Below are 23,189 nucleotides of genomic sequence, written 5' to 3' on the forward strand. Positions count from 1 at the left end.
TTTATTCGGAGACTTGCTGTTTTTTTTATGCATGCTTTGTGTGCTTAATTTATGCGCTTCCTCCAGCCAAGCCGGAGCCATTTTGACCTGTGCCCGGTTTCTGCAAGGAAATGGTACCTGCTCGGGTACCGGCTTTTCCAGAAGTGGCAGCTCCTGCTGGTACAGCAGTTTGCTCTGCAAGTAAAGCTTCGTGTTCCGACGATGCACTAGAGGATGCATTTGTAGCTGTTCCCGTCGTTCCTGACTGGAGCTGATACATCTGGAAGTAGCGACCACCCTGAGCCATAAGCTCGTCATGGTTGCCTCGCTCGACAATTTCACCTCGATGCAGTACCAGAATTTGGTCCGCACTGCGGATGGTCGACAGACGGTGAGCAATGATGAAGGTAGTACGCCCCTTCTTGAGTACCTCCAGCGCAGATTGGATAAGCGCCTCGGTTTCGGTATCAATATTGGCGGTAGCTTCATCGAGAATCAGAATCGCCGGATCAAAGGCCAGCGCGCGGGCGAAGGAAATGAGCTGACGCTGCCCGGCTGATAAAGTACTTCCTTTTTCAATCACTGGCTCGTCAAAGCCTTGCGGCAAGTGGGCCAGCAGTTTGTCTGCCCCGACATCACACAGTGCTTTGTTTACCTGTTCTCTGGTAATCCGGCTGTCTCCCAGACTGACGTTGGAGGCTACTGTACCTGTAAACAAATACGGATCTTGAAGAACGATACCCATATGATGGCGCAGCCACTGCTTTGGTATGTCCTTGACAGAGGTTCCGTCAATCGTGATCGTTCCTTTTTGAGGATCATAAAACCGGAACAGCAGGTTAATAATTGAGCTTTTTCCAGATCCGGTATGTCCGACGAGAGCAACCGTTTGGCCGGGATGTGCAGTAAAGGAAATATGCTTAAGGACATCATCCCTTTTGTAGGCAAAGGTCACATCGTCGAACTCCACCAGACCTTTGTAACGCGGCATCGTGCCGTCCGTTACCTGTTCTCCGGTTTCATCCATCAGTTCAAATACCCGTCCTGAGGATACGATGGAAGTATCCAGTACGGCGAGTTGATTGACCATACCAGTCATCGGTTGGAACAGTCGTCCCAGTACATCGACGAAGGCGTATAGTACGCCTAGTGATACAGCACTCCCTGTCGTGCCGAGCGCCTCTGCTCCGAAATACCACAACACGACGGCAAATGCAAGATTTCTCAGCACATTGACCAGATTGTGTGAGGTGAAGGCGTTCAAATTCAGCATTTTATTCTGATGTTTCATATAATCGTCGTTCAGTTCTTCAAACTCATGCTGCGTTTGTTTCTGGTGCCGGAACACGCGAATAATGGACATACCTTGAATAGACTCGTTGATAATCGCATTAATCTCACTGAGTCGGGACCGAATGATTGTATTAAAGCGGGTGGCGACCTTGCGGTACAGCACAATCCACAAGATCAGCAGCGGTACAATGAACAGAGAGATCAGACCCAGTCTGAAGTCCAGCAAAAAGAGTGCGACATATACCCCGGCCATCGTCACAATACCGGAAGTGAAGTTCGATAGTACGGCTACGAATAAATCTTTTACTGCTTCTGTGTCATTCGTAACACGGGATACGACCTTACCTGCGGGCAGATTGTCAAAAAAGTAAACTGGCAACCGTTGAATGTGCGCGTAGAGGTCAAGCCGAAGTTTTTGAATGACCTTGTTGGCCGAGGATTGCAGCCAGTACGTTTTGCCAAATTCGGCAAAGATCGAAATGACCAAAAAGAAGCAATACCAGCCAATCAATTGAAAGATACCGGGCATTTCCGGCTTGTAAAAGCTATACAGCTCATCGGCAGTCAAAGCCTTGGCATTATAGCGAAAGGTGTCGGAGCCGCGCGTCACGGTCAGTGTGCCGTTCGCAAAGGAGCGGTTACCGTCAGCCACCTGCACGGAGCCATCAATAAATACGAAGGATTTGCCGACTTGTAAAATCCTGGCTTCACGTCCTTTGGCCTCCCCTGCTTCAAAGCGGTCTTCACGCTTAAAATGGGTTCCGGCATAGCTGACGGTGCCGTCCACGCTAGTTGTCTCGTAAAATGGTTTTTCAATAGCGAGCATATGGTCGTCGATCATCGTTTTGGCGATGAAGGGTCCGGCCAGCTCGGCGGCTACCCCGATAGCCAGTGCGATGAGTGCCGCGATAAAGCCAGCTTTGCTCGTCAGGGCATACTGGAATAGCCTTTTGCCGATATTGGATTTCATCAGGAAACCTCCCCTGAGGTCAGAACAGATTCCACTTGCTGTCGTTCATACTGTTGACGGTACCATCCGTCCGCCTGAAGCAGCTCGTTGTGGGTTCCTTCCTCAATAATGCGTCCTTGCTCCAGCACGACGATCCGGTCTGCATGTTCTACAGCCGAGAGACGGTGAGTGGAGATCAGAGTTGTTTTACCCGAGCGTTTACGCCGGATATTGTCAATAATACGTGCTTCTGTTCGAGCATCAACCGCGGACAGTGCATCGTCTAGCACCAGAATATCCGGGTCGCCAATAAAGGCGCGTGCCAGCGAAACACGCTGCTTCTGGCCGCCGGACAGGGCTATGCCTTTTTCTCCGACGAGTGTGTCCAGTCCATCAGACAGGGTGCCTAAATCCTGATCAAAGGCTGCGGTACGAATCGCTTCCATGATATCGTCATCATCTGCACGCGGTTTACCGAACTGGATGTTCTCACGCACTGATTTGGAGAACAGAATTTGCTCCTGTGGCACGTAGCCGATCCAACTGTGCAGTTGTTCAACTGCAATGTCCTCCAGCCGAGTGCCAGATATTAAAATGTCACCGGTGCCCGTCGGGTATTCATGCAGTAGCTGTTTGAGCAGGGTGGATTTCCCGCTACCTGTTCGCCCGACGACACCCAGCGTTTCTCCACGTTTCAGCTCCAAATTCACATGTAACAGATTGTCAACAGATGAGGTTGGATAGCGGAAGGTAACATCTTTCATCGTAATGGACTCGGGGTGGTTAACCGATACAGGCAGAGCTGCATCTTGTACGTCCGGCTCGACATTAAGGGTTTCGTTCACCCGATCCAGGGAAGCGCTACCACGCTGCATAATGTTGATTAGCTCGCCAATGGCAAACATCGGCCAAATCATCATCCCCAGATACATGTTAAAGGATACCAGCTCACCCAGCGTAATATCGTTATGAAATACCAGATAAATACCATAGCCGAGTCCGATAACATAGCTAAGTCCTACGCACAGGCGGATCGTCGGTTCAAAGAGAGCGTCCATTCGAGCTACCGCCAGATTTTTGCGAAATACGTCATCGGTAATATCGGCGAAGCGTTTTTCATCCATCCGTTCTTGTACATAGGCGCGAATAACCCGGATACCTGCCACGGATTCCAGCACCTGGTCGTTCATATCTCCAAATGCATCCTGTGCCAGCGTGTAGCGTTCGTGAACGGCTTTGCCGTAAATACTCATTGCCAGTGCGATAAATGGCAGGGGCAGAACCGCCGCCAGCGTCAGTTTCCAGCTAATCAGGGTGCCCATGGCGACCAGTACGACGCTCAGGTAAACTGTAGAGTCAGTTAACGTCAGCATGCCAAAGCCCGCGGTACTAGCCACGGAGCGAAGGTCGTTCGTAGCACGAGCCATCAGGTCGCCAGTACGATTACGTTCAAAAAATGGGGGCGTCATGCGCAGCAGATGATTCATAAAGCGTGTGCGCAACAGGCGTTCCACCAGATTTGCACCGCCAAACAGCTTGTGCATCCATATGTACGTAATGCAGTAGATGAAAGCAAGAATACCTAAAATGTAAAGAATATAACGCCAGAGCGAGGACCATGAAATTGAACCGCGTACGATCTCATCAATGGCGCTGCCTAGCAGTCGAGGTGGAGCCAGCTCCACAACGCCAACGGCTATCAGCATAAACAGCCCAATCGAGTACCGGCTTCGTTCTCTTTTAAAAAACCAGCTTAAATTTTTGAGTACCGAAAACAAGACGAATCCCATCCTTTCATGTAAAGCTCATGCGAGAGTTGTGTGCCATTTTGAATAAACAATAACGGCTTGCTACCACTAGCTTCAATCCGGTAGCAGGCGCAAAAAAGGCATACCGTCCGCAGACGATATGCCTTAAATCTCAATATCATATGGCGCGCAGATGTTTTCAGCACACTCACCGCTGAAAAACTGCTTAAACGCAGGCAGCCACTCGTATTAAACCATACAATGTGAATGGTCCATTTTCGAAGGATGCGTCAGGGGAGATGCTCCGATATGAAGTTGTTGTGTTTGTAGATGTGGGTTAAAGGCGAGATGAATGTTTGGCACCGGTAGCACTCCTTTCTTCTTCGAATTGGATTCATTCTAAACATTTAAGTAATCGTTCAAATTGGTAATTAATTTCAAAATGGATCTCGTATGCTTGAATCTTAACACCGTCTTTTGCGAATTGTCAAACCTTTTTCAAAAAAATGTATATCAATCGCTGGAGATTTTCACTTGAGTAAGGGGCGGTTGGTGGTCATTCTAAATCATGCTATGATATATTTAACAGGACGTAATTGTACAAGGAGATGAGCATAACGCATGAGCATACAGGTAACTGAACCAGCGGCAAAGTGGTACATCAAGGAGCTTGGTCTGAACCGTGGAGATACCATTCGTTTTTTTGCCCGCTATAGTTCAGGAGGAGGGTTACATCCAGGCTTCTCTCTGGGAATTGCCGTGGAGCCTCCGCAGCATCCCGTGTTACAACATGAAGCGGCTGGTATTACGTTTTATATGGAGGACCAGGATTACTGGTACTTGAAGGGGCATCACCTGGAAGTGAAGTATGTGGAGGAACATGACGACATTATTTACACGTATGCCGAGGAAGAGCAGTCTTAATGCTCTAACGTTAGAAATAGCGTGTAGGTTAACAGTTTAGGGGCATGAAAAAACGGCGGAGTATCTCAAGACAGGGGATTAACCTGTGTGTGATACTCCGCCGTTTTGTTGTCCTTGGGGCGCGCGTGCTGCATGTTAAGGGTTGTTAAGCATCGGACCTTCCACCGCAAAATCAAAATCATCTATGTCGTACACATGTACAGGAACGGAAGCTTCAATAATGCGGTGAATCCAGTCCAGTTGATCAGTCAAAATGGGTAATTCTTCACGCTGAGCTGTTAGCACCAATTCGGTCTCGATTGGATCGAAATATTCTCCGTAATGCGCAGTATCGACGGCATTAATGATGATCAGTGAGGTGTTGGCGTCGAACAGGATGGGTAAGCTTTTGGCCCAGGGCATCTGAAGCGCACGCCGGATTTTTTTCTGATTCAATGGCTCCTCGAAATAGCTGATCAGCTCGCTTACCTTGCGCTTCACATGCTGATCGTCCGCAGGATTATCCATGAGCGGTTCCGTGCTATCCTGAAATTCGTATAGCTCCAGCAGCGACGTGTAAGGTACTATATATTCCACAGGGGCGGGAGTTGTAAGCAGTTGGCCATATATGGCAACCATTACAGCTTCCGTTACAAATTGTCGGGACATCGGTCAAGCCTCCTGCATTTACCAAATTATGCGATAAGAGTATAACACAAAGCGGGACTGAATTCAGCCCGTCATGCAGATTGCTCAGGTTCATTCGTCTTTTGCATTGACTGCCTTTTCAATTTTATGTCTGCCGCTGGTCAAATACGTTTTTTTATGGACAGCATCTGCCAGCGCCAGACGAAGGAAAAGCAGGGAAGTCTAGGTGCGTCCGATTAACAGCGATAGCAGCCCGGCGGCGATGAGCGGCCCTACAGGAACGCCTTTGAAGAAGGCGACACCAATCACGGTTCCGATCAGCAAGCCCGTCACAATGATGGGCTGTCCGGACATCAGGGTTACTCCACGGCCGCCAAGGTAGGCTACCAGGATGCCAATGGCAATAGCGAGCAGTGACTTCCAATGCAGGAAGGACTCCATGACCTGGCTAATACTGATTTTACCGCTGGCCAGCGGCGTCATCACACCAATGGTCAGAATAATGATCCCGATCGTCAATCCATACTTTTCGAGCCAGGGAAAAGCAGTATAAAAATGGGTTGCCCGCAGTAGCAATAATACGACCATGGCAATGGTGACTGTGGAGTTGCCGCTGACAATTCCAAGAGCAGCCAGTACCAGCAGGATGAGTGAACTGTAATCCATATATGATTTCTCCTTGGTTCATTTAGCTTTGAATATGTTCAGCGATTTGGCGACCGTGCCAGCGGCCTGTTTCAATAAACACCTCATTGGCATTACTGCCGGAAGCGATGACACCCGCCACATATATACCCGGTATATTGGTCTCCATCGTGGAAGGATCATATTCCGGTTTGTCCAGATCCTCAGCCATGTGAACACCGACAGACTCCAGCAGCTTCCGTTCGGGGTGGAACCCGGTTAGTGCAAGTACAAAATCATTTTCGAGCCGGAAAGCTTCTGCCTCCGAGGGGGTGACCACTACATGATCTGGACGAATTTCAGTGATGCGCGCTCCCAGATGGAGTGTGATTTTTCCTTTTTGTACCATGCTGTCAAACAGTGGACGAACCCACGGCTTAATGTATTCAGACAGCTCGGTTCTGCGATACACCATGTCAATGGTGGCTCCGACGCGTACGAGTTCCATCGCTGCATCCACCGCAGAGTTACTGCCGCCAATGATTGCGACCCGTGTACCGGTATAGGGATGAGCTTCACTGAAATAATGAGTAACTTTATCTAATTGTTCCCCGGGAATGCCCAAATAGTTCGGATGATCAAAATATCCTGTAGCCACGACGACATGGCGTGACGAATACGTTTTGGCTATTCCCTGCTTGCTCACCGTATGTACAGTAAATGTACCATCATCCTGTCGTGTGATTGTTTTTGCTTCCTCGTAATGACGGACGTTCAGGTTATAATGTGCCGCCACCTTGCGGTAATACGCCAGTGCTTCATGACGATAAGGCTTGTCATTAGGCGTACTGAACGGAACATCCCCAATTTCCAGCAGCTCAGCCGTACTGAAAAACTGCATGTTCGTCGGGTACAGAAAAATGGAGTGAACAATGTTACTTTTTTCGATAATGACGGTTTGCAAGCCTTTGCGGCTGCATTCGATTGCAGCGGACAGCCCGCAAGGCCCGCCTCCGATAATGACTACGTCGTGCATCTCGATGAACCTCCCGTTGTATTGGTCTGTAGCGCCAGTTTTGCAGTAGTGTGTAGGACGTTTCAAAGCGCTAATTCATAAAAATTTGAAAAGGCAAAACAGTTGAATATATGCAATCTCTGTACAAAAGTCAAGTAATATCATCCTACCGCAATGCGTACACAATATCCAGCCGTTTTCAGAAAGAAGTCAAAGAATGCTACGATTGACAACCATTTTTAACAATCATATAATTAGATATACATCTATTTTTATGTGTGGAATTTATTTTTTACGGTAAATATACGGCAATGTATGTAGTGATGAAAAGAGGCGTTAACGATGCAACTGGATAAAATAGTTAACTATCATAAAGCGCTTGCTGATCCAACGCGTATGCGTATATTGCTGCTCTTGTCACGTGGAGAGATGCATGGTCAGGCTTTGGCGGAAAAACTGAATTTATCCCAACCGACTGTAACGCATCATGCTTCCAAGCTCCGTGAGGCCGGATTAATCAAGGAACGGCGTGATAAGAATACGGTATTTTTCACACTGAATCCTGAACTGATCAGGCAGTATGCCGAGGCGACAGTGCGGTTTATTTTTGAAAAAGGAGAGGGGGAGGAAGAGCTGTCAGAGGTTAATGAAACGCTGGAAGCGACAGTTTTGCGCAATTTTTTTTCCAAGGACGGCAAGCTGCGTCAAATTCCCTCGCAGTACAAGAAAAAGCTGATCGTGCTTCAAATGCTGGCAGAAAAGCTGGAGCCGGGCCGCGTGTATCCTGAACGTGAGCTAAACGAGTGGATTAAGCAGTATCATGAAGATTTTGCGACGATTCGGCGTGAGTTGATTATGCATCATTTTATGTACAGAGAACGTGAAATGTATGAATTGAATCCTCGTGAGATGTGGACGCGTTGGGATCAAGTGCGCTAAAAGCAACTTGAAAAAAGATTTAAAAAAAGGCTTGCGGCAGACTTGACAGACGAATTGTGGACTTGTATGATTAAGAAAATTTTAGGAGGAGGCGATGTTATATGCGTACGAACATGAATGGATTGGTTCAGCAGCAGTATGACGTTGTCTCCCGCACGGATGATGCACAGTTGAAGACTATATGAAATAAGTATAGTTTTTACATGGCATTCGGTTGAGCAGTAGAACCGATGAAATCCGCAGGGAGCGATTCCCTGCGGATTTTTTTATGATTAGGGTCTTGGGATAGCCTCGGCCTGAATCATACACCCTCCGCAGGGATTTCCCTGCGGATTTTTTGCGTTATTTGCTCGCGGGAGAGAACATTTGGAAGCACAGAATAGCACGAAAATAAATAACACCAGCTTTAAACATCAGCAATAAACGATGATTCACAGGAGGAAAACAATGAGTATACATGAATACGGCTGGTCTGATTACTGGAACGGCTTTTGGGACCAATGGAAACAAAGCTTTGAAGAACGAGCAGAAAATACACAGGTACGCCCTGCCCGTCTAATTGCCGATTATGGTCAAAAAGTAAAGCTTATGACTATGGAAGGAGAACGCTGGGGAGCTGCTTCCGGCAAGCTGAGACATGCTAATGTTGATCCGGCGGAAATGCCGGCTGTGGGGGATTGGGTAGCTGTCACCCTGCCGGATGGAGTCTCTGATGCAGTCATTCATGCCGTGCTGCCACGTAAAAGTCGGATTTCTCGGCAGGCTGCGGGCCTTGAGACGAAGGAGCAGCTGATTGCGACAAATGTAGATACCCTCTTTCTCGTCAATGCACTGAATCACGATTTTAATGTGCGCAGGCTGGAACGGTATTTAATTATGGCGTGGAACAGCGGAGTTGACCCGGTCGTTGTACTGAGCAAAAGCGATCTTTGTCCCGATGTGGAAGAGCGGGTGGCAGAAGCGGAGGGGGTTGCTCCTGGTGTACCAGTCATCGTTATTTCCGCTTTGCAGAACGAAGGGAGAGAGCAACTGGAGGCGTTTCTTCAACCCGGACGCACTGTTGCCTTGACAGGCTCATCCGGCAGCGGCAAATCAACAATTGTGAACTGGCTGTCCGGGGCCGAAGTCCAGCTTACACAGGATGTGAGGGAAGAGGACAGTCGGGGGCGCCATACAACAACCCACCGACAGTTGTTCCCCATATTGAAGCAAGCCGTTCTGCTGGATACGCCGGGAATGCGTGAACTGAATCTGTGGGATGATTCCACTGGGGTCGCTAATACCTTCACGGATATTACGGAAATGGCACAAAGATGCCGTTTTGCAGACTGCAAGCATCAGAGAGAAGCGGGATGTGCGGTAGAGGAAGCAGTGCAGCGTGGGGAGCTGTCTGAATCCAGAGTGAACAATTATCGCAAAATGCAGCGGGAGCTGGAGTATCAGGCGCGTAAAGAAGCAGATCGGCGGAAAAAGGATCAACGATCAAGCACAAATCAGGGCCGAGGCGGTAATCGAAGTGGCTGGAGACGTGATGTGGAGTGGTGAGATGAAGAAAGGTTATTTGTAAAAATCACAAGAGAATCTGCGGTGTGGTCGGCATATCCTGTAGAGGGGTGAGTATATGCCGAATTATAGTATCGTGGTGAGTTTGTCGGATCGTCGTCTGTACTTAAAAGATGGCGATCAGACTGTACTTAGTTATCCGGTCGGAATTGGTAAAATCGCTACACAGACACCGCACGGACAATTTACCATCATCAACAAACAGCCCAATCCCGGCGGCCCCTTCGGAGTGTTCTGGATGGGGCTGTCCAAGCCGCATTATGGCATCCACGGCACCAATGAGCCCTGGTCCATTGGCAAGCTGGTGTCGCATGGTTGCATACGTATGCAGAACAAGGATGTGCTGGAGCTTCAAGAGAAGGTGAGTATTGGCACGCCGGTCACCATACAGCCTTAGTGACCGACAAGTTACAACACACTGCAAGTCATGTGCTGTGCAATTATGATTTGGGTTGAATAGGGACATGGACTTCAATTTTTAAAGGTTATGCAATCCTGCTTGCTTTATCCAACAGGGGGGTTAGGTGTTTGAACACCAAACAGAATGGTTAAAAATGGATTGTCTAATTACCCCTTGGAAAGCAGGGGCAGCATGATGTAAAGGAGCCAGTGTCATATGTCCATTGACCGTTTTATCCTGAAAAAGCTGGACAACTGCCGGGAAGAGCATACACGCGCTAATTTACTGGAACTGTTTAGAATACGAATTGAGAAGGCGCAGAAGTTGGAACGAGGCGGCAAAAAAGGTTATCGCAGAAGAATACTATAAGCAGATTGCTAGTTACATGTATCATGTTTTAAAGCCGCTGATACGGAGAGGGTGCTTAGTCACTCTCTCTTATTTGCTATGATTTCGGAACAAAAAAAATCCCTCTTAATAGAGGGACAGTGCCAATGAATCATTTTCACTAACGCTATGCAGGATGGCTTCACAACCAACAATTTCTATACTGATCAAAGAGTTAAGACATTTTTGAAGGGCACGCTTGCCTCTGGAGATTTTGTTCTCCAAAGTGTTGCTTAGAAGTTTTAACGTTTTTTGTACAGGTTGTTTGTTTTCTTGATTGAAGTATACGGGAATACGTTTGTTTTGAAATGTAATTAATGTTCTCACAAAAATCACCTCGCTTGAGTTATTTCATGGCTTTATTGTAGAGCCCGTTTCTTAAAATTACCTTAAAAACACCTTATAAAAACATAAAGGTCTGAAAAATTTACAAAGTGTTCACAATACTCTGGTAAACAATCGAATTTGGTTTAACCCATCGACAAAATGACGTATATGCGAATTCTACAAAACTCTGAAAATATAGTTTATTGATTCATATGACTCTTTTAAGATATAAAAATACAACTAAAGTCATGATTTTATAGTGCGAGTGGGTATTTTGTAACAAATTGACAGTCTAATAGGCGAATGCTACAGTTACGATAGCCATATTTTCATAGAAAATAGGCTCTTTGTGTGAGCTTTACTGTATACATTAAGGATCGGGAGGGATGACAGATGATCCTGACCGTGCTTTCGGGACGACAGGAAACAGAGTGGTTTGACATCGAGGTGGCTAATGAATACTCGGTGGATCATTTGAAGCTGATGCTGGGTGTTCGTATTTTTGGTGAGCCTCCGGCGGAAGGAATGCAATATATTATGGAAGCAAAATTCCCGGAGGGGCTTTGGTTCAGGGTGGAGGACGACCAACTGCTGATAGGTGCAGGTCTGCGGGAAGGCTGTACGGTGCGTATTCAGCGTGCTTTTTCGACAACCCGGGACGAAGCTCCTGTATATGGACGGCGTTCGCTGTTTCAAAGTGAAAAAAATGGGTAAATACACACATGAAATTATATGAAACCTTGGTAAAATGAAATAGTAAGCGAAAAGGGGGACTTTTGTCTTGAATGTATTATACCAGCGCTCCCCGCGATTAAGACCGGCGCTCCGAGAGGAGAAGCTGGAGATTTTACGGCCTCCGGCTGAGCCGAGCAAGCCGTCTTTTTCTATTATATCTATACTTATTCCGTTAATGATGACGTTGGTAACGATTGGTTTTTACGTATATATGAGCAAAACAGGCAGGATGGGCAACAGTAACTACCTGATGTTCCAGATGGTTACTGTGGTCATGATGCTTACATCCTATACCATTCCTTTTTTCGTTTATTTGAACAATAAGAAGGAATACAAGCGCAAGCTGGAGGAACGTGACCGGATGTATCGGGAACAGCTCCAGAAGCATCGGGAAGAGCTTGAATTGAAACGCGAAGAGCAAATCCGTACGCTATATGAAATTCACGGTGACCCGCAAATCTGCGCTCAAATCGTCAAAAACCGTAACAGCTCTCTCTGGGAGCGTTCGCCGGAGGATGAGGATTTTTTGCAGGTGCGTATTGGAACCGGACAAGTTCCGTTTCATATCAAGCTGCAAATCCCGCGTCCGGACGGCTATGACCGAGACCCGTTGCTGGGAGCTGCGGATGAATTGGGTGAAGAGTTTCGTCTGGTGGATGCTGCGTCCATTGCATTGCCGCTGTTCCAATCCAAGGTGGTTGGATTGGTTGGAGAGCGAGAGCATACGCTGGCAGCATTAAGAGTGATTCTGGCACAGGTGGCTGTTCGTCACTCGCCGGATGAAGTGAAAATAGCTTCCTTTTATGATAAACGGGAAGAAAATGAATGGAACTGGATGCGTTGGCTCCCGCATGTGTGGGACGATGACAGAACTGGGCGGATGATGTCAGACCGCAGCAGCAGCGCCCATCAATTGGCCGACTTTCTGTTTGCCAGATTGAATCGCCGTAAAAACAACCGCAACGAACGTAATGGAAAAGGGATGGAAATCCCGTGTTATGTGGTTGTTTTATCAGATAGCCAGCTCATTGAAGAAGAACCGTTGCTCCCGTTGCTGTTGGAGGACGGACGGGCAATTGATGCGTGTACCATCGTGCTGGCTTCCCGAAAGGAAGCTTTGCCGATGCAGTGTCAGCTTATCGTGGAGGCTTCCAAGGAGCAGGGCGTATATGCCCGCAAATCGGAGTCACCAGAGGTTGAACAGCAAAGCTTTAAACCGGATCGTCTGTCTAGAGAGGAAGCAGATGCATTGGCGCGGTATATGGCTCCTGTTCGCTTGAAGCGTTCCTCGGCTTCGGATATTCCCTCTGTGCTGCCACTGTTCGATATGATGAGCGTAGCGGGTGTGGAAGAACTGGACGTTACAGAACGGTGGCGGCGTAACCGTCATCCTGACACCTTGCCTGTACCTATGGGTGTGCGGGCAGGTGGCAAGAAGATCATGATTAATTTGCATGATAAAATCGAGCGACACGGGCATGGTCCGCACGGCTTGATCGCCGGTACGACAGGTTCAGGGAAGAGTGAGGTTATTCAATCCATCGTAGCTTCCCTTGCTGCTGAGTTTCACCCGCATGATCTTGCGTTTATGCTGATTGACTACAAGGGTGGTGGCATGTCCAATACGTTCGTCAATTTGCCGCATGTGGTGGGTACAATTACGAATTTGGACAATAACCTGATCGAACGCGCCAAAATATCACTAAAAGCAGAACTGGTTCGCCGGCAGAAAATATTAAACGATGCGGGCAATTTGCAGCATATTGATGAATATTACAGATTGCTTCGGCAGCGGCACGCACAACCGCTGCCTCATCTGGTTATTATTATTGATGAATTTGCACAATTAAAGCGGGATCAACCCGAATTTATGGATGAGCTCATCAGTATTGCCGCCATTGGACGAACATTGGGTGTCCATCTGATTTTGGCGACCCAAAAGCCTGCCGGCGTGGTGGACGATAAAATCTGGAGTAACTCCAGGTTCCGTATCTGCTTGCGGGTGCAGAGCGAAGGCGACAGCCGTGATATGTTGAAAATACCGAATGCCGCGTGGATCACGAAGCCAGGGCGAGGGTATTTTCAGGTCGGCAGTGATGAGGTGTTTGAAGAGATGCAATTTGCCTGGAGTGGTGCGCCGTATGTAGGCAACAGTGATATTTCATCCTCACTGCCTGTGCACGAGGTGAGACTGAACGGCAAGCGTGAAGCGCTGCTGACTGGTGGCGAACGGGCAAGCTCAGGCTTAAAAGGGGAAGAAGCTCCCAAACAGCTTCAGATATTCATTGATTATATTGCAGAAGAAGCTGCCAAGGCAGGAATTGAACGGCTTCAGGGACCGTGGCTTCCACCGCTGCCTGAATTGCTGGATTTAACTGATTTGCCTCTATGCGTCGAAACGGGCAGTCCAACATCGCCTCAAGAGCTGAAGGCGGTCATGGGTCTGGTTGATGATTTGCCGAACCAACGACAGGAGCCGATTTATGCATCGATGGATCATGGTCATTGGGCAGTGTACGGTATGCCGGGCATGGGTAAAACTACCTTTTTGCAAACAATGCTAATGTCGATGGCTCAGCGTTTTCATGCGAACCGTTGGAATGGTTACATCATTGATATGGGGCGAACGATGCGCGACTTTGGGGAACTTCCCCAGATCGGTGCTGTTATGATGGCAGAGGAGGACGACCGGATCAAGCGGTTGTTCCATTATCTGTTCAAGCTGGTGGCTGTACGCAAGGAAATGATTTCCGAAGCGGGTGTCAAAACGATAAGCTCTTTTCGACGTTCTGCTGTTGAGGATGTGCCGCAAATTATCGTAGTCATTGATGGCTACCTTAATTTCCGCAATGCTTATACAGATGAAAATGAGCTACTGGAATTTCTTCTGCGTGAAGGTGGCAGTCTGGGCATTACATTTATCATTACAGCGAATCGGATTACCGATGTGTTTGAGAAGTTCCGCAGTAATATTCCGAATGCCGTTTCTTTTGAAATGTCTGACCCAAGTGATTATTATTATGCGGTAGGACGACCAGCCAAAACACCGGGGCCTTTAATTCCGGGCCGGGCTTTGGTTAAAGGGCATATCCCGCCGCTGGAGCTCCAGACGGCGTTACCTTCACCCGGAGAAGATGAAACGGAACGTTCAGCACAGTTGCGTCGTAATATTGCGGGCATCGTACAGGAAGGAAAGGGAACAAATGCGCCAGCCATTCTTCCGTTGCCCGAGCGAATCCCGTTGGCGGAACTGCTTCAGCAGTGGGACCGGACGAGTGCGCCTTCGGGCGCGCTTCCTTACGAGGTGCCTGTAGGGCTACAGAGCGACGATCTGGAGCCTTTCTTACTGAATCTCAAGGAAGGTCCCAATTTTATCGTGGGCAGTCCTATGGAGGGAGGGAAAACCTCTTTCCTCATGAGCTGGATCATATCGCTGGCTTATTACACATCACCGAGTCAATTGGAAGTCTATACGGTCGATACCCGCTATGGAGGCGGGGGACTATCTCGATTACGGCATCTTCCTCATGTCAAGGCTGCTGCTGAAAGCGAGGAAGAGATTGGACCTTTGGTACAGCAAATGTATGATATCGTTCAACAGCGGAGCAAGGACGGAAATGATTCCGAATTGCTGTTGGTCATTGATGATGCGGATATGCTAAGCAAGCAATTGAACGATTTTACGATAAAGGATCAGCTTTCTGCCATTGTGCGGTTGGGACGTGATCGCAATGTGCATGTCGTGCTTTCGGGCGTGCCATCTGATTTTCCAACCTTTGGTGTGGACTGGTTTAATGATGTTAAAGCAAGTCAAAGTGGTATGCTTTTTGGAACACTGGATTCGAATGATTTATCGTTCTTTCGTATTCCCTATTCAGAAGCAAACGCCGCCGCTGGTGGCCTAAAAGTCCTGCCCCCTGGGCAGGGATACTACGTACGACGCAAATTTACCAGGTTAAAAGCGGCAATTCCCTTCTCAGAGCAAGTGAGCTGTGAGGATTGGATAACGAAAATTTGTGACCGTTGGCATGTTGTAGTTTGAAGGGAGGTGGCTCATAATGTTAACGTTTCAAGCTTCCAAGCAGAAGTTAATAACCCTCAAGTCGAAGGAGCTTTTTTTCCTGGCAGGCATATTGGGTTCTGACAGACTGCTTGGGGTGGAAGATCCGTTTAAGGGCTATCTGGCAGACGAGTTGGCAGAAGAGTGGGAGCGGGTAAAAGCCTCTCTTCTGGAAAAAGGTTATCTAAAGCGGGTAGATGAGGGCACTGAGTTGGCCATGCCCCCTACCGTTTTTTCAAGGGTTGCTATCGCGGGATTATCTAACCGGGCTTGCCACATACGTTATGAACGGGGCGGCAAGCAGTTCGAAGGTTACCTCCATTGCACGAACGAGCGTGTCGTGGAGCTAGTGAAATCCGTTGATGAACCTGATGAGTACCGCCTGTATGATCTGGGTAATGTGGAGAAGGCTTGCGAGACATTGATCGATAAAATGGGCTGGGTAGATCGGCTTGTGCCTGAATCACCTGCGCTGATGTTCTCCAAGCAGGCATTTAATGAAATTTACAAGCAATCTGCAGGAGAGAGTGTCTCTCAGATTAACAGCAAACTGACTGAGGCAAGCGGTGATGTAGAAGGTTCTACGAGACTTGCCCAATCATTGAGTTCCCGTATAGCCGAAGGGGAATTGCAATTGCTGGTCTGGAACGGCAGGGAGTGGGAATCACAGCGGGTTGCCTTTGTCCTGTGTCCAATGACGAACTGGATATTTCGTATGAGCTCTAATGGCAACGGAGATTGGCTTATTGCAGCCATGGCATCAAGAGATCAGTTTGTGGATTTATTATTGAATTGGTTGAGACAGTCGGCAGTGAAAGAAGAAGCGACAGAAGAAGGGTGATGGATATGCGCATTCGAGTTGAGCCGGATGTGCTTCGGGGGCTTAGCGGGCAGCTACAGCATGCGGCGGAGCAAATTCAACAGTTAACAGCAGGGTTGGAGCAGGCGTTACAATCGTTTGATTGGGATGTATCTGCGCGTGAGTCGGTCTTGAATCATTGGATGCAGGCCAAACGGATGTCGGAGCAGATTCATGCTTACCTCCATACATCAGGGACACAACTGAATCGAAAGGCAGAAGAGTTTCAGTCTGTTGACCACAACTATCATACGATTCTGTCATTTGCCAGCCAACCATTAGGACGACCAGTCACGATGCTGGATTGGTCGAATCAGCAGTCACCGTCTATTTTGCCTGGTCAACCCTCGGAAGGAAGCAGCGGTCCGATTTCGGACCCGCAGTCTGTCGTGAATGCTATTGCTGGTGTACAGTCGTCGGATGCAGGTATGCTGAATCAGGATATTTTAAAGCAGGCGTCTTCCAGCAATCCACAGGAATGGTATTTTGCTGATCCCGCTATAGTTAAGGATCAGCCTGTCGCTTAGTAGATTCCCGGGACTCTCATGCCAGCCATGAGGATTCTATAAATTCAGTTTATAGAATCCTGATTTTTTGGGACTTATTAGGTACTGATTCTATTGATATTATACTGTTAGATGCTGTTTTATAGTCAAAAAGTGTGGTTATTACAATTAGGACCTTCGCCTTTTGTAGGAAATTAAATAAACATAGTACAATTTGAACCAGTTAAACAATACATTTTATTCTCATCAAGGAGGACTCATAATATGGCGGGACGCATTTTAATTACCCCGGAGCAGGTTGATCAGGTGGCTAACCAATTTAAACAAAGCGGCGAACAAAGCCAGCAGATCGTTTCCAGCTTGACACAATCCATCTCAGGTATGGAAGGTCAATGGGAAGGTATGACTAAACAACGCTTTTTTCAAGAGTTTCAGGAAGCCAGCAAGCAAATGCAAGCTTTCGTAACGACTTTGAACAGCATCAGCCAGGAACTGACGGCTATTGCTAACAAATTCCGTACCGTTGACCAAACGAAGTAAGATGCGTGATAAGCATCACCCTATAATATACCACTCTATGAGGAAACAATATGGATGAACCTCTTTATGGTTTGTACATTTGGTATAGTGGTTATCAGGAAAAACCGGGCGATCTTCGGACACCCGGTTTTCTTGCCATCCACAGATTGTATATAATAGAGTGAGGAAACTAGCATACTGAACGATGTAAGGAGAGGGATGTTCCATGTCTTTTCAACCGAATCCGGGAGACGAATTGATCATAAACGGCACAGCCTATGTGATTGGGCGACATCCTGTTGCACCCGGTTTGGCTTATGCTCAAGCAGGGCGGCAGGGGATCGTATACCAGCTCAATGCCAAAAGCGGAGCGCCGCATGAGGCTAAAGCCCTTAAAGTGTTTTTTCCAAAGTTCCGTATCCCGGCTATGGTTTATCAATCTGAGCATATGGAAGCCTACGGGGATATTTCCGGTTTGCAGGTATGCAAGCGTGATGTGCTCACTCCAGAAAGAAACGGAAGTCTGATCGCCGAGCAGCCTGATTTGTTATACGCAGTGCTGATGCCATGGATTCATGGGACGACATGGTTCGATTGTCTCACAGCTCAGCAGCAGCTTGAGGCTTCCGATAGTCTGGCTTTGGCCCGGGCGCTGGCAGGGATCGGTTCAGCTATGGAGCAAAAAGGACTAGCGCACTGTGATTTATCTGCGCCGAATGTCATGCTTCCGTTTTTTTCTGAAGTGGAACTGCCTGAAGGCACATCAGCTGTAGAATTGGTCGATGTGGAACAAATGTACAGTACCAAAATGGATCGTCCGGATGCTCTATTGGCGGGTTCGCCGGGGTATGCTGCGCACCGAACCGTTCACAGCGGATTATGGAGCGCGTATGCGGATCGTTTTGCAGGGGCCATTATTATTGGCGAAATGCTGGGATGGTCAGACCGTGTGGTGGTCGATAAAGCGTGGGGCGAAAGTTATTTTGACCAGCATGAAATGCAGACGCCTTGCGAACGTTATTATATTTTACGCAAGTCGCTGGAAGCCCGTTGGGGAAGCAAAGTGGTGGAGCTGTTTAGCCGTGCCTGGGACAGTCAGGATCTGAGTAGTTGCCCTACCTTTGGTGAATGGCTGGTTGTACTCAATGCACTTACCGAGCAAGAGATTCCTGTTGAAGTAGAGACGGTGGAACCCGAGGCGACAGAGGCAGCAGCATTAGCTACTGGCGAGTCCGGGGAAGCCGCATCCTCCTTGGTTGCACCGCTCCAAGCGGAACAAGCTGCGATACTGAACCAGGCGGTCGAGGAGCAAGGAGAGCGCGGGGTGACGGACAAGCTGTTCCGGCAGGCGCGTGAACTGGAGAAGCAAAACAAGCCTGCTGCGGCCCTAGAGGTATATCGGTCGTTGTATCATTTTGTAGAAGACGGCAGCCCTCTGCATGTGGAGGTATCGGCTGCCATTATGGGGCTGGAGGAACAGTTGAACCCCAAGCCGCCTGAGCAGCCTGAAAAATCAGCAGCCTGGTACCGCTCCAAAACGTTCATTGTGACAACGGCGGCGGCTGTCGTTCTGCTGGCTGTTGGCATTCCAGCCGTGAATATTCTGGCGGATCAGTCCAATCAGCGGCAAATCGAGGCAACCAAACAGGAAGAAGCCGCAAAGGCGGCGAAAGCGAAGCTGACTGCCGAGCAGGAGGCCTCTCAAAAGGCACTGACGGAGAAGCAGCGGCAGGAAGCTGAGCAGCAGGCCAAACAACAGGCTCTTGTTGCCCAAAAGCAGCAGGAAGAGCAGAAAAAACAACAGGCTCTTGTAGCTCAGCAAGTCAAATATGAAGCCTACCTTGCTCAAAAGGAGCAAAACAAGCAGGCGGCCGCCAAGCTGGCAAAGCAGAAAGCGTATGATCAGCAGGCGAAATACGAAAAATATTTAGCCTGGAAAAAGAACGAGGCTGCCCGCGCAGCGCAGGAAGAGGCAGCACGTAAGGCGGCGGCAGAGGCGAAGCAAAAGCAAAAAGCATCAATTCATGCAAGTAACAAACAGAATGTTCTCCAGCTTATTTCCCTGTATAACAAGGCTTATGCTTCTCAGGAGGGTGGAAGCACGGCGAAGGCGAAGGGGTTTGCCAATCGCTTTAGAGCGTTGTACGAAAGTAATTCTTCCTATTATCGTTCGGTAGGCGAAGTCGGGTACCGGGCTTCCTCTATCTATAACTTTTTAAGCGATACGAATTTTAGACTGCCTAAAATTTAATTTTTTTCATATTTTAATATCTTGGCACAAGATGATAAAAGGTAACTGAGGGGAGCGTGTGCAAACGATGAATTATACCATACAGGCTTCTCAGCGTACCCCCGCCCTGATCATTTACCTGATTGACATTAGCGCGTCAATGAACATGCTTATGGACGGGCGGCGGCGAATTGATGTTGTCTATGAAGCCATATCACTGGCGATCCGGCAGATGGTTTTCCGTTCAACTAAAGGGAATCGGCTGACTGCACGCTACCGGATTGCGATTTTGGCCTATAGTGACGACGTATATGATCTGCTCAACGGTGTGAAGGGAATTGATGAAATCGCAGCGATTGGTTCGTTGCCCGACTTGACACCCAAACGATTTTCAGATTCGGCAAAAGCTTTTTTGCAAGCCGAACGTATTTTACAGGCGGAGCTGCCGGAGATGCAGGATTGCCCTGCGCCTTTGGTTTGTCATATGACAGATGGTGTTTCCACAGGTGATGATCCGGAACCGATTGCGAAGCGTATTATGAGCATGAGCGTACCGGACGGTAATGTACTGGTGGAAAACATATTTTTATCGGACAGATTACTGGAAACGCCTATTCAGGATCCCCGTCGCTGGAAAGGTCTTACGCATAATACGCCGTTACAGGATGAACATGCTGTGAAATTGCGTAATATGTCTTCTGTACTTCCTGAAAGCTATCGGGAAATGCTGTTTGAGGCAGATTATCAGCTAGGTGAGGGAGCAGTTATGATGCTGCCTGGAACCTGTCCAGAACTGGTGTCCATCGGTTTCCAAATGTCGGCAGCAACGCCTGTACGGTAAGGAGGTAAACGCATGAATCCACTGCTGTCTCTGCTCCCCACGAGCAAAAGGAAGGGAATAAATGCACGGCTGGCGCAGCATTTTGCCTACATAAGCTCTCAGACGGGCGATCAGCCACTATCGACTCATCATAGCCGCTTTATGTGCCGTTATGGTTACGGAAGATCTGCCGAATCTGCCAGTATGGGTGAAAGCGGACAGGATTTCGCCGCAGTGCGTATTCATAAATCCGTCTGTTGTTTTGTTCTGTGTGATGGTGTCGGGCTTAGTTACCAGGGAGATTTTGCAGCCCGTTATTTGGGTTCCTCTTTGCTGGATTGGATGGAACAGGGGCAGGATCTGTCTGCCGATAAGCTGGGGTTGTATCTCGAACGTTTGGCAGGCACGGCTGCGGAGGAACTGGATCGGCAGCCTCTGCATCATGAATCGGGGTTGATGCGTTCGGTGCTAGAGGATAAACGTCGTCAGGGAAGCCAGTCGATGTATATTTGCGGTAAAATCGAGCTACCGAAGCGTGGTACCCGCGGGCGTCTCAGACTTGCCTGGCAAGGAGATTCACGATTGCGGCTATGGAACGGTTCGGAGGAGATCAGCCAATTATTTGATCATACCTTCTCTACAGCGGAACGCTGGTCCACAAGTCGTGGGCCGATTGGAGGTAAACCTCATTGGTACGAAAGAAGCATACCCGCAGATATGTCGATGAGATTACAGGTATACAGTGACGGGTTATCCGATTTGGATCCTATTCGTGAGCCTGTCCCTGATGAGCAGATACAGGTTTTGCTGGACGCCCCCCATACCGGAGGGCTTGATGATGATGCTGCATTTATTGAATTGCAGTGGTAAGCGGAACAGGAAAAGGACGTAAGCATCCATACTGATGGCTGTATAACGTCCTTTTTTTTGCTGAATACATAGAAAGAAACTAACGGTCAACAAGAAAGCGGAAGAAAAGAGGCGATAATGGTGTGTGATGTGTCCTTTTCACGAATATCGTAACGGAATAGCAAAAAATGCGTAAAAATGGTGATTATAAAGTAACCCTTTTTGGGTAATCTTGTGATAATACAGGATACTGAAAGGGAGCGATACATATGAGCTACACATTGGCAGGAGGCGCGCGCTTTGAAGGCAAAACCGCTTTGATCACGGGAGCCGGATCTGGTATTGGCAAGGCAACAGCTATTCAAATGGCCAGAGAGGGAGCGAATGTCGCTCTTTTTGATGTCAGCAATGAACGGATCGTAGAGACGGAGAGAGAGATTAATGCTATGCGTGAAGGTGCCGCTCGGGCCTTTGACGTGGATATTGCCGATCCGGTGCGTGTGGAAAAAGCGGTTTTGGAAGCGGTTGAGCTGTTTGGCGGACTACATATCATTTTTGCCAATGCGGGGATTAATGGGGTTGTTGGACCGATTGAGGATTTGAGCATCGAGGATTGGCGGCAGACGCTGTCTACGAATCTGGATGGTACTTTCCTGACGGTGAAGTATACCGTACCGCATTTGAAAAAAAACGGTGGCGGCAGCATTATCATTACCAGCTCTATTAATGGAAATCAGCGCTTTACCAGCTTTGGAATGTCAGCCTACAGTACGTCCAAGGCAGGTCAAACCGGATTTGCTAAAATGGCTGCGCTAGAGCTGGCCAAGTTCCGTATCCGTGTCAATGTCATCTATCCCGGAGCGATTTCGACGAATATTGACGAAACTACGGAGAAATCCGAAAGGTTAAAGCAGATTACCATCCCCGTTCAATTTCCCGAAGGAGGGCAGCCATTGGCTGATGGGCCTGGTCAACCCGAGCAGGTAGCTGATTTGGTAACATTCCTGGCCTCCGATCATTCGCGTCATATCACTGGTGCGCAAATTGTGATTGACGGGGCGGAATCCTTATTGTTTTAGTGCTAGAGAATTCTCTGTGAGGGAAAAATATTTTGTGGTATCCTAAGTGTATTGTCTTGGTTAAGGTGCGAATGTGAAGCTCACATAAAAACCCCGGGTCCTTCGCACCTCGAAATTTGTCGAAAAGGATTAGAATCCACTTTCTATAATAGAAGTCAAGGGTGAATTCAAGCTTTTTTAGCATCGTTTTTTGCGAAAATGTATGGAATTGATATCATTAGAGTATCAATTGCTGTATTTTCGCCGTCGCACTCTATATGAGTGCGTGGATTGAAATAACTCTCGGATCGGTAAAAGCATCCATGATACCGCGGTCGCACTCTATATGAGTGCGTGGATTGAAATAGATAAACAAAATAACCAGCTACATCATTATCATTTGGGTCGCACTCTATATGAGTGCGTGGATTGAAATGGCCATACGTTGATAAGTACATTGAGGGTATGGGTGAGTCGCACTCTATATGAGTGCGTGGATTGAAATACTGTACTTAATAAACCATCAAAACGTTTGTATTCGTCGCACTCTATATGAGTGCGTGGATTGAAATCAAGTATGCATACCGATATTGACGATATCCGGTGTCGTCGCACTCTATATGAGTGCGTGGATTGAAATTTTAAGGACAACGACACTGAATGCTGGATATTGGTATGTCGCACTCTATATGAGTGCGTGGATTGAAATTTCCGCGGTTGGTCGATCTGACCGGATGGGCTACAGTCGCACTCTATATGAGTGCGTGGATTGAAATGA

20 protein-coding genes and 1 CRISPR repeat array are annotated in these 23,189 nt (G+C 48.0%); of the genes, 14 read left to right on the plus strand and 6 right to left on the minus strand.

Annotated elements, in window-relative coordinates:
• Window positions 1-49 precede the first annotated feature (49 nt).
• The gene (locus tag C1I60_RS17020) at window positions 50-2,242 is read right to left on the minus strand and encodes an ABC transporter ATP-binding protein (protein ID WP_137062788.1); all 2,193 of its coding nucleotides are present in this window, start codon (window positions 2,240-2,242) and stop codon (window positions 50-52) included.
• Window positions 2,242-3,999, minus strand: a complete 1,758-nt coding sequence (locus C1I60_RS17025; RefSeq protein WP_137062789.1) for an ABC transporter ATP-binding protein — start codon at window positions 3,997-3,999, stop codon at window positions 2,242-2,244. Before C1I60_RS17025 ends, C1I60_RS17020 begins: the two co-directional genes overlap by 1 nt.
• 591 nt (window positions 4,000-4,590) lie before the next feature.
• Here C1I60_RS17025 and C1I60_RS17035 point away from each other — a divergent pair.
• Entirely contained in the window at window positions 4,591-4,893 is a 303-nt protein-coding gene (locus C1I60_RS17035; protein ID WP_137062790.1) for a HesB/YadR/YfhF family protein, read from the plus strand.
• A 135-nt stretch (window positions 4,894-5,028) separates the two neighbouring features.
• Here the strand turns inward: C1I60_RS17035 and C1I60_RS17040 are convergent, their stop codons facing one another.
• The 3 genes from C1I60_RS17040 to C1I60_RS17050 form a co-directional block, all read right to left on the minus strand.
• A complete protein-coding gene (locus C1I60_RS17040; protein WP_137062791.1) occupies window positions 5,029-5,541 on the minus strand; it encodes an ADP-heptose synthase in 513 nt (170 codons plus the stop codon).
• Between the two features lie 201 nt (window positions 5,542-5,742).
• Window positions 5,743-6,186: a DUF441 domain-containing protein gene (locus C1I60_RS17045; RefSeq protein WP_137062792.1), complete on the minus strand. Its 444-nt coding sequence runs from the start codon at window positions 6,184-6,186 to the stop codon at window positions 5,743-5,745.
• A 22-nt stretch (window positions 6,187-6,208) separates the two neighbouring features.
• Window positions 6,209-7,180 carry a YpdA family putative bacillithiol disulfide reductase gene (locus C1I60_RS17050; RefSeq protein ID WP_137062793.1) on the minus strand — a complete coding sequence of 324 codons (972 nt, stop codon included), beginning with the start codon at window positions 7,178-7,180 and terminating at the stop codon, window positions 6,209-6,211.
• Between the two features lie 321 nt (window positions 7,181-7,501).
• Here C1I60_RS17050 and C1I60_RS17055 point away from each other — a divergent pair, with 321 nt between their 5' ends.
• The 4 genes from C1I60_RS17055 to C1I60_RS24555 all read left to right on the plus strand — a co-directional run bounded on the left by C1I60_RS17055 (window position 7,502) and on the right by C1I60_RS24555 (window position 10,430).
• Window positions 7,502-8,098 (plus strand): DUF2087 domain-containing protein, encoded by a 597-nt coding sequence (locus C1I60_RS17055; RefSeq protein WP_137062794.1) that lies wholly within the window; start codon window positions 7,502-7,504, stop codon window positions 8,096-8,098.
• 447 nt (window positions 8,099-8,545) lie between these two features.
• Window positions 8,546-9,643 carry a ribosome small subunit-dependent GTPase A gene (rsgA, locus tag C1I60_RS17060; RefSeq protein ID WP_137062795.1) on the plus strand — a complete coding sequence of 366 codons (1,098 nt, stop codon included), beginning with the start codon at window positions 8,546-8,548 and terminating at the stop codon, window positions 9,641-9,643.
• 76 nt (window positions 9,644-9,719) lie between these two features.
• On the plus strand, window positions 9,720-10,058 hold the full coding sequence (locus C1I60_RS17065; RefSeq protein ID WP_137062796.1) for a L,D-transpeptidase: 339 nt from the start codon (window positions 9,720-9,722) through the stop codon (window positions 10,056-10,058).
• Between the two features lie 219 nt (window positions 10,059-10,277).
• Window positions 10,278-10,430, plus strand: coding sequence for a hypothetical protein (locus C1I60_RS24555; protein ID WP_170970831.1), 153 nt, complete (start codon window positions 10,278-10,280; stop codon window positions 10,428-10,430).
• Between the two features lie 105 nt (window positions 10,431-10,535).
• On the opposite strand, the gene C1I60_RS24890 is transcribed toward C1I60_RS24555, so the two are convergent.
• Window positions 10,536-10,775: a hypothetical protein gene (locus C1I60_RS24890; protein ID WP_081473730.1), complete on the minus strand. Its 240-nt coding sequence runs from the start codon at window positions 10,773-10,775 to the stop codon at window positions 10,536-10,538.
• A gap of 393 nt (window positions 10,776-11,168) precedes the next feature.
• Here C1I60_RS24890 and C1I60_RS17075 point away from each other — a divergent pair, with 393 nt between their 5' ends.
• From C1I60_RS17075 to C1I60_RS17115, 9 genes are all read left to right on the plus strand, one after another.
• Window positions 11,169-11,489, plus strand: coding sequence for a hypothetical protein (locus tag C1I60_RS17075; RefSeq protein WP_137062797.1), 321 nt, complete (start codon window positions 11,169-11,171; stop codon window positions 11,487-11,489).
• Between the two features lie 67 nt (window positions 11,490-11,556).
• Window positions 11,557-15,552, plus strand: a complete 3,996-nt coding sequence (gene essC / locus C1I60_RS17080; RefSeq protein ID WP_137062798.1) for a type VII secretion protein EssC — start codon at window positions 11,557-11,559, stop codon at window positions 15,550-15,552.
• A gap of 16 nt (window positions 15,553-15,568) precedes the next feature.
• Window positions 15,569-16,411 (plus strand): hypothetical protein, encoded by an 843-nt coding sequence (locus tag C1I60_RS17085; protein ID WP_137062799.1) that lies wholly within the window; start codon window positions 15,569-15,571, stop codon window positions 16,409-16,411.
• A gap of 5 nt (window positions 16,412-16,416) precedes the next feature.
• Window positions 16,417-16,956: a WXG100 family type VII secretion target gene (locus C1I60_RS17090; protein ID WP_137062800.1), complete on the plus strand. Its 540-nt coding sequence runs from the start codon at window positions 16,417-16,419 to the stop codon at window positions 16,954-16,956.
• Window positions 16,957-17,199: 243 nt separating this feature from the next.
• Complete coding sequence (locus C1I60_RS17095) at window positions 17,200-17,475, plus strand: WXG100 family type VII secretion target (protein WP_013309990.1); 276 nt, start codon at window positions 17,200-17,202, stop codon at window positions 17,473-17,475.
• 205 nt (window positions 17,476-17,680) lie between these two features.
• The gene (locus tag C1I60_RS17100) at window positions 17,681-19,705 is read left to right on the plus strand and encodes a serine/threonine-protein kinase (protein ID WP_137062801.1); all 2,025 of its coding nucleotides are present in this window, start codon (window positions 17,681-17,683) and stop codon (window positions 19,703-19,705) included.
• 67 nt (window positions 19,706-19,772) lie between these two features.
• Window positions 19,773-20,525, plus strand: a complete 753-nt coding sequence (locus C1I60_RS17105) for a vWA domain-containing protein (RefSeq protein WP_137062802.1) — start codon at window positions 19,773-19,775, stop codon at window positions 20,523-20,525.
• A gap of 12 nt (window positions 20,526-20,537) precedes the next feature.
• Window positions 20,538-21,374: a hypothetical protein gene (locus C1I60_RS17110; RefSeq protein WP_137062803.1), complete on the plus strand. Its 837-nt coding sequence runs from the start codon at window positions 20,538-20,540 to the stop codon at window positions 21,372-21,374.
• A 248-nt stretch (window positions 21,375-21,622) separates the two neighbouring features.
• Window positions 21,623-22,432, plus strand: coding sequence for an SDR family oxidoreductase (locus tag C1I60_RS17115; protein WP_137062804.1), 810 nt, complete (start codon window positions 21,623-21,625; stop codon window positions 22,430-22,432).
• A 245-nt stretch (window positions 22,433-22,677) separates the two neighbouring features.
• Window positions 22,678-23,187: direct repeats of the CRISPR family, unit length 32 nt; unit sequence GTCGCACTCTATATGAGTGCGTGGATTGAAAT.
• Window positions 23,188-23,189: the final 2 nt, after the last annotated feature.

Origin of the sequence: Paenibacillus terrae (assembly GCF_005217525.1) — a bacterium.
GTDB classification, from domain to species: domain Bacteria; phylum Bacillota; class Bacilli; order Paenibacillales; family Paenibacillaceae; genus Paenibacillus; species Paenibacillus terrae_C.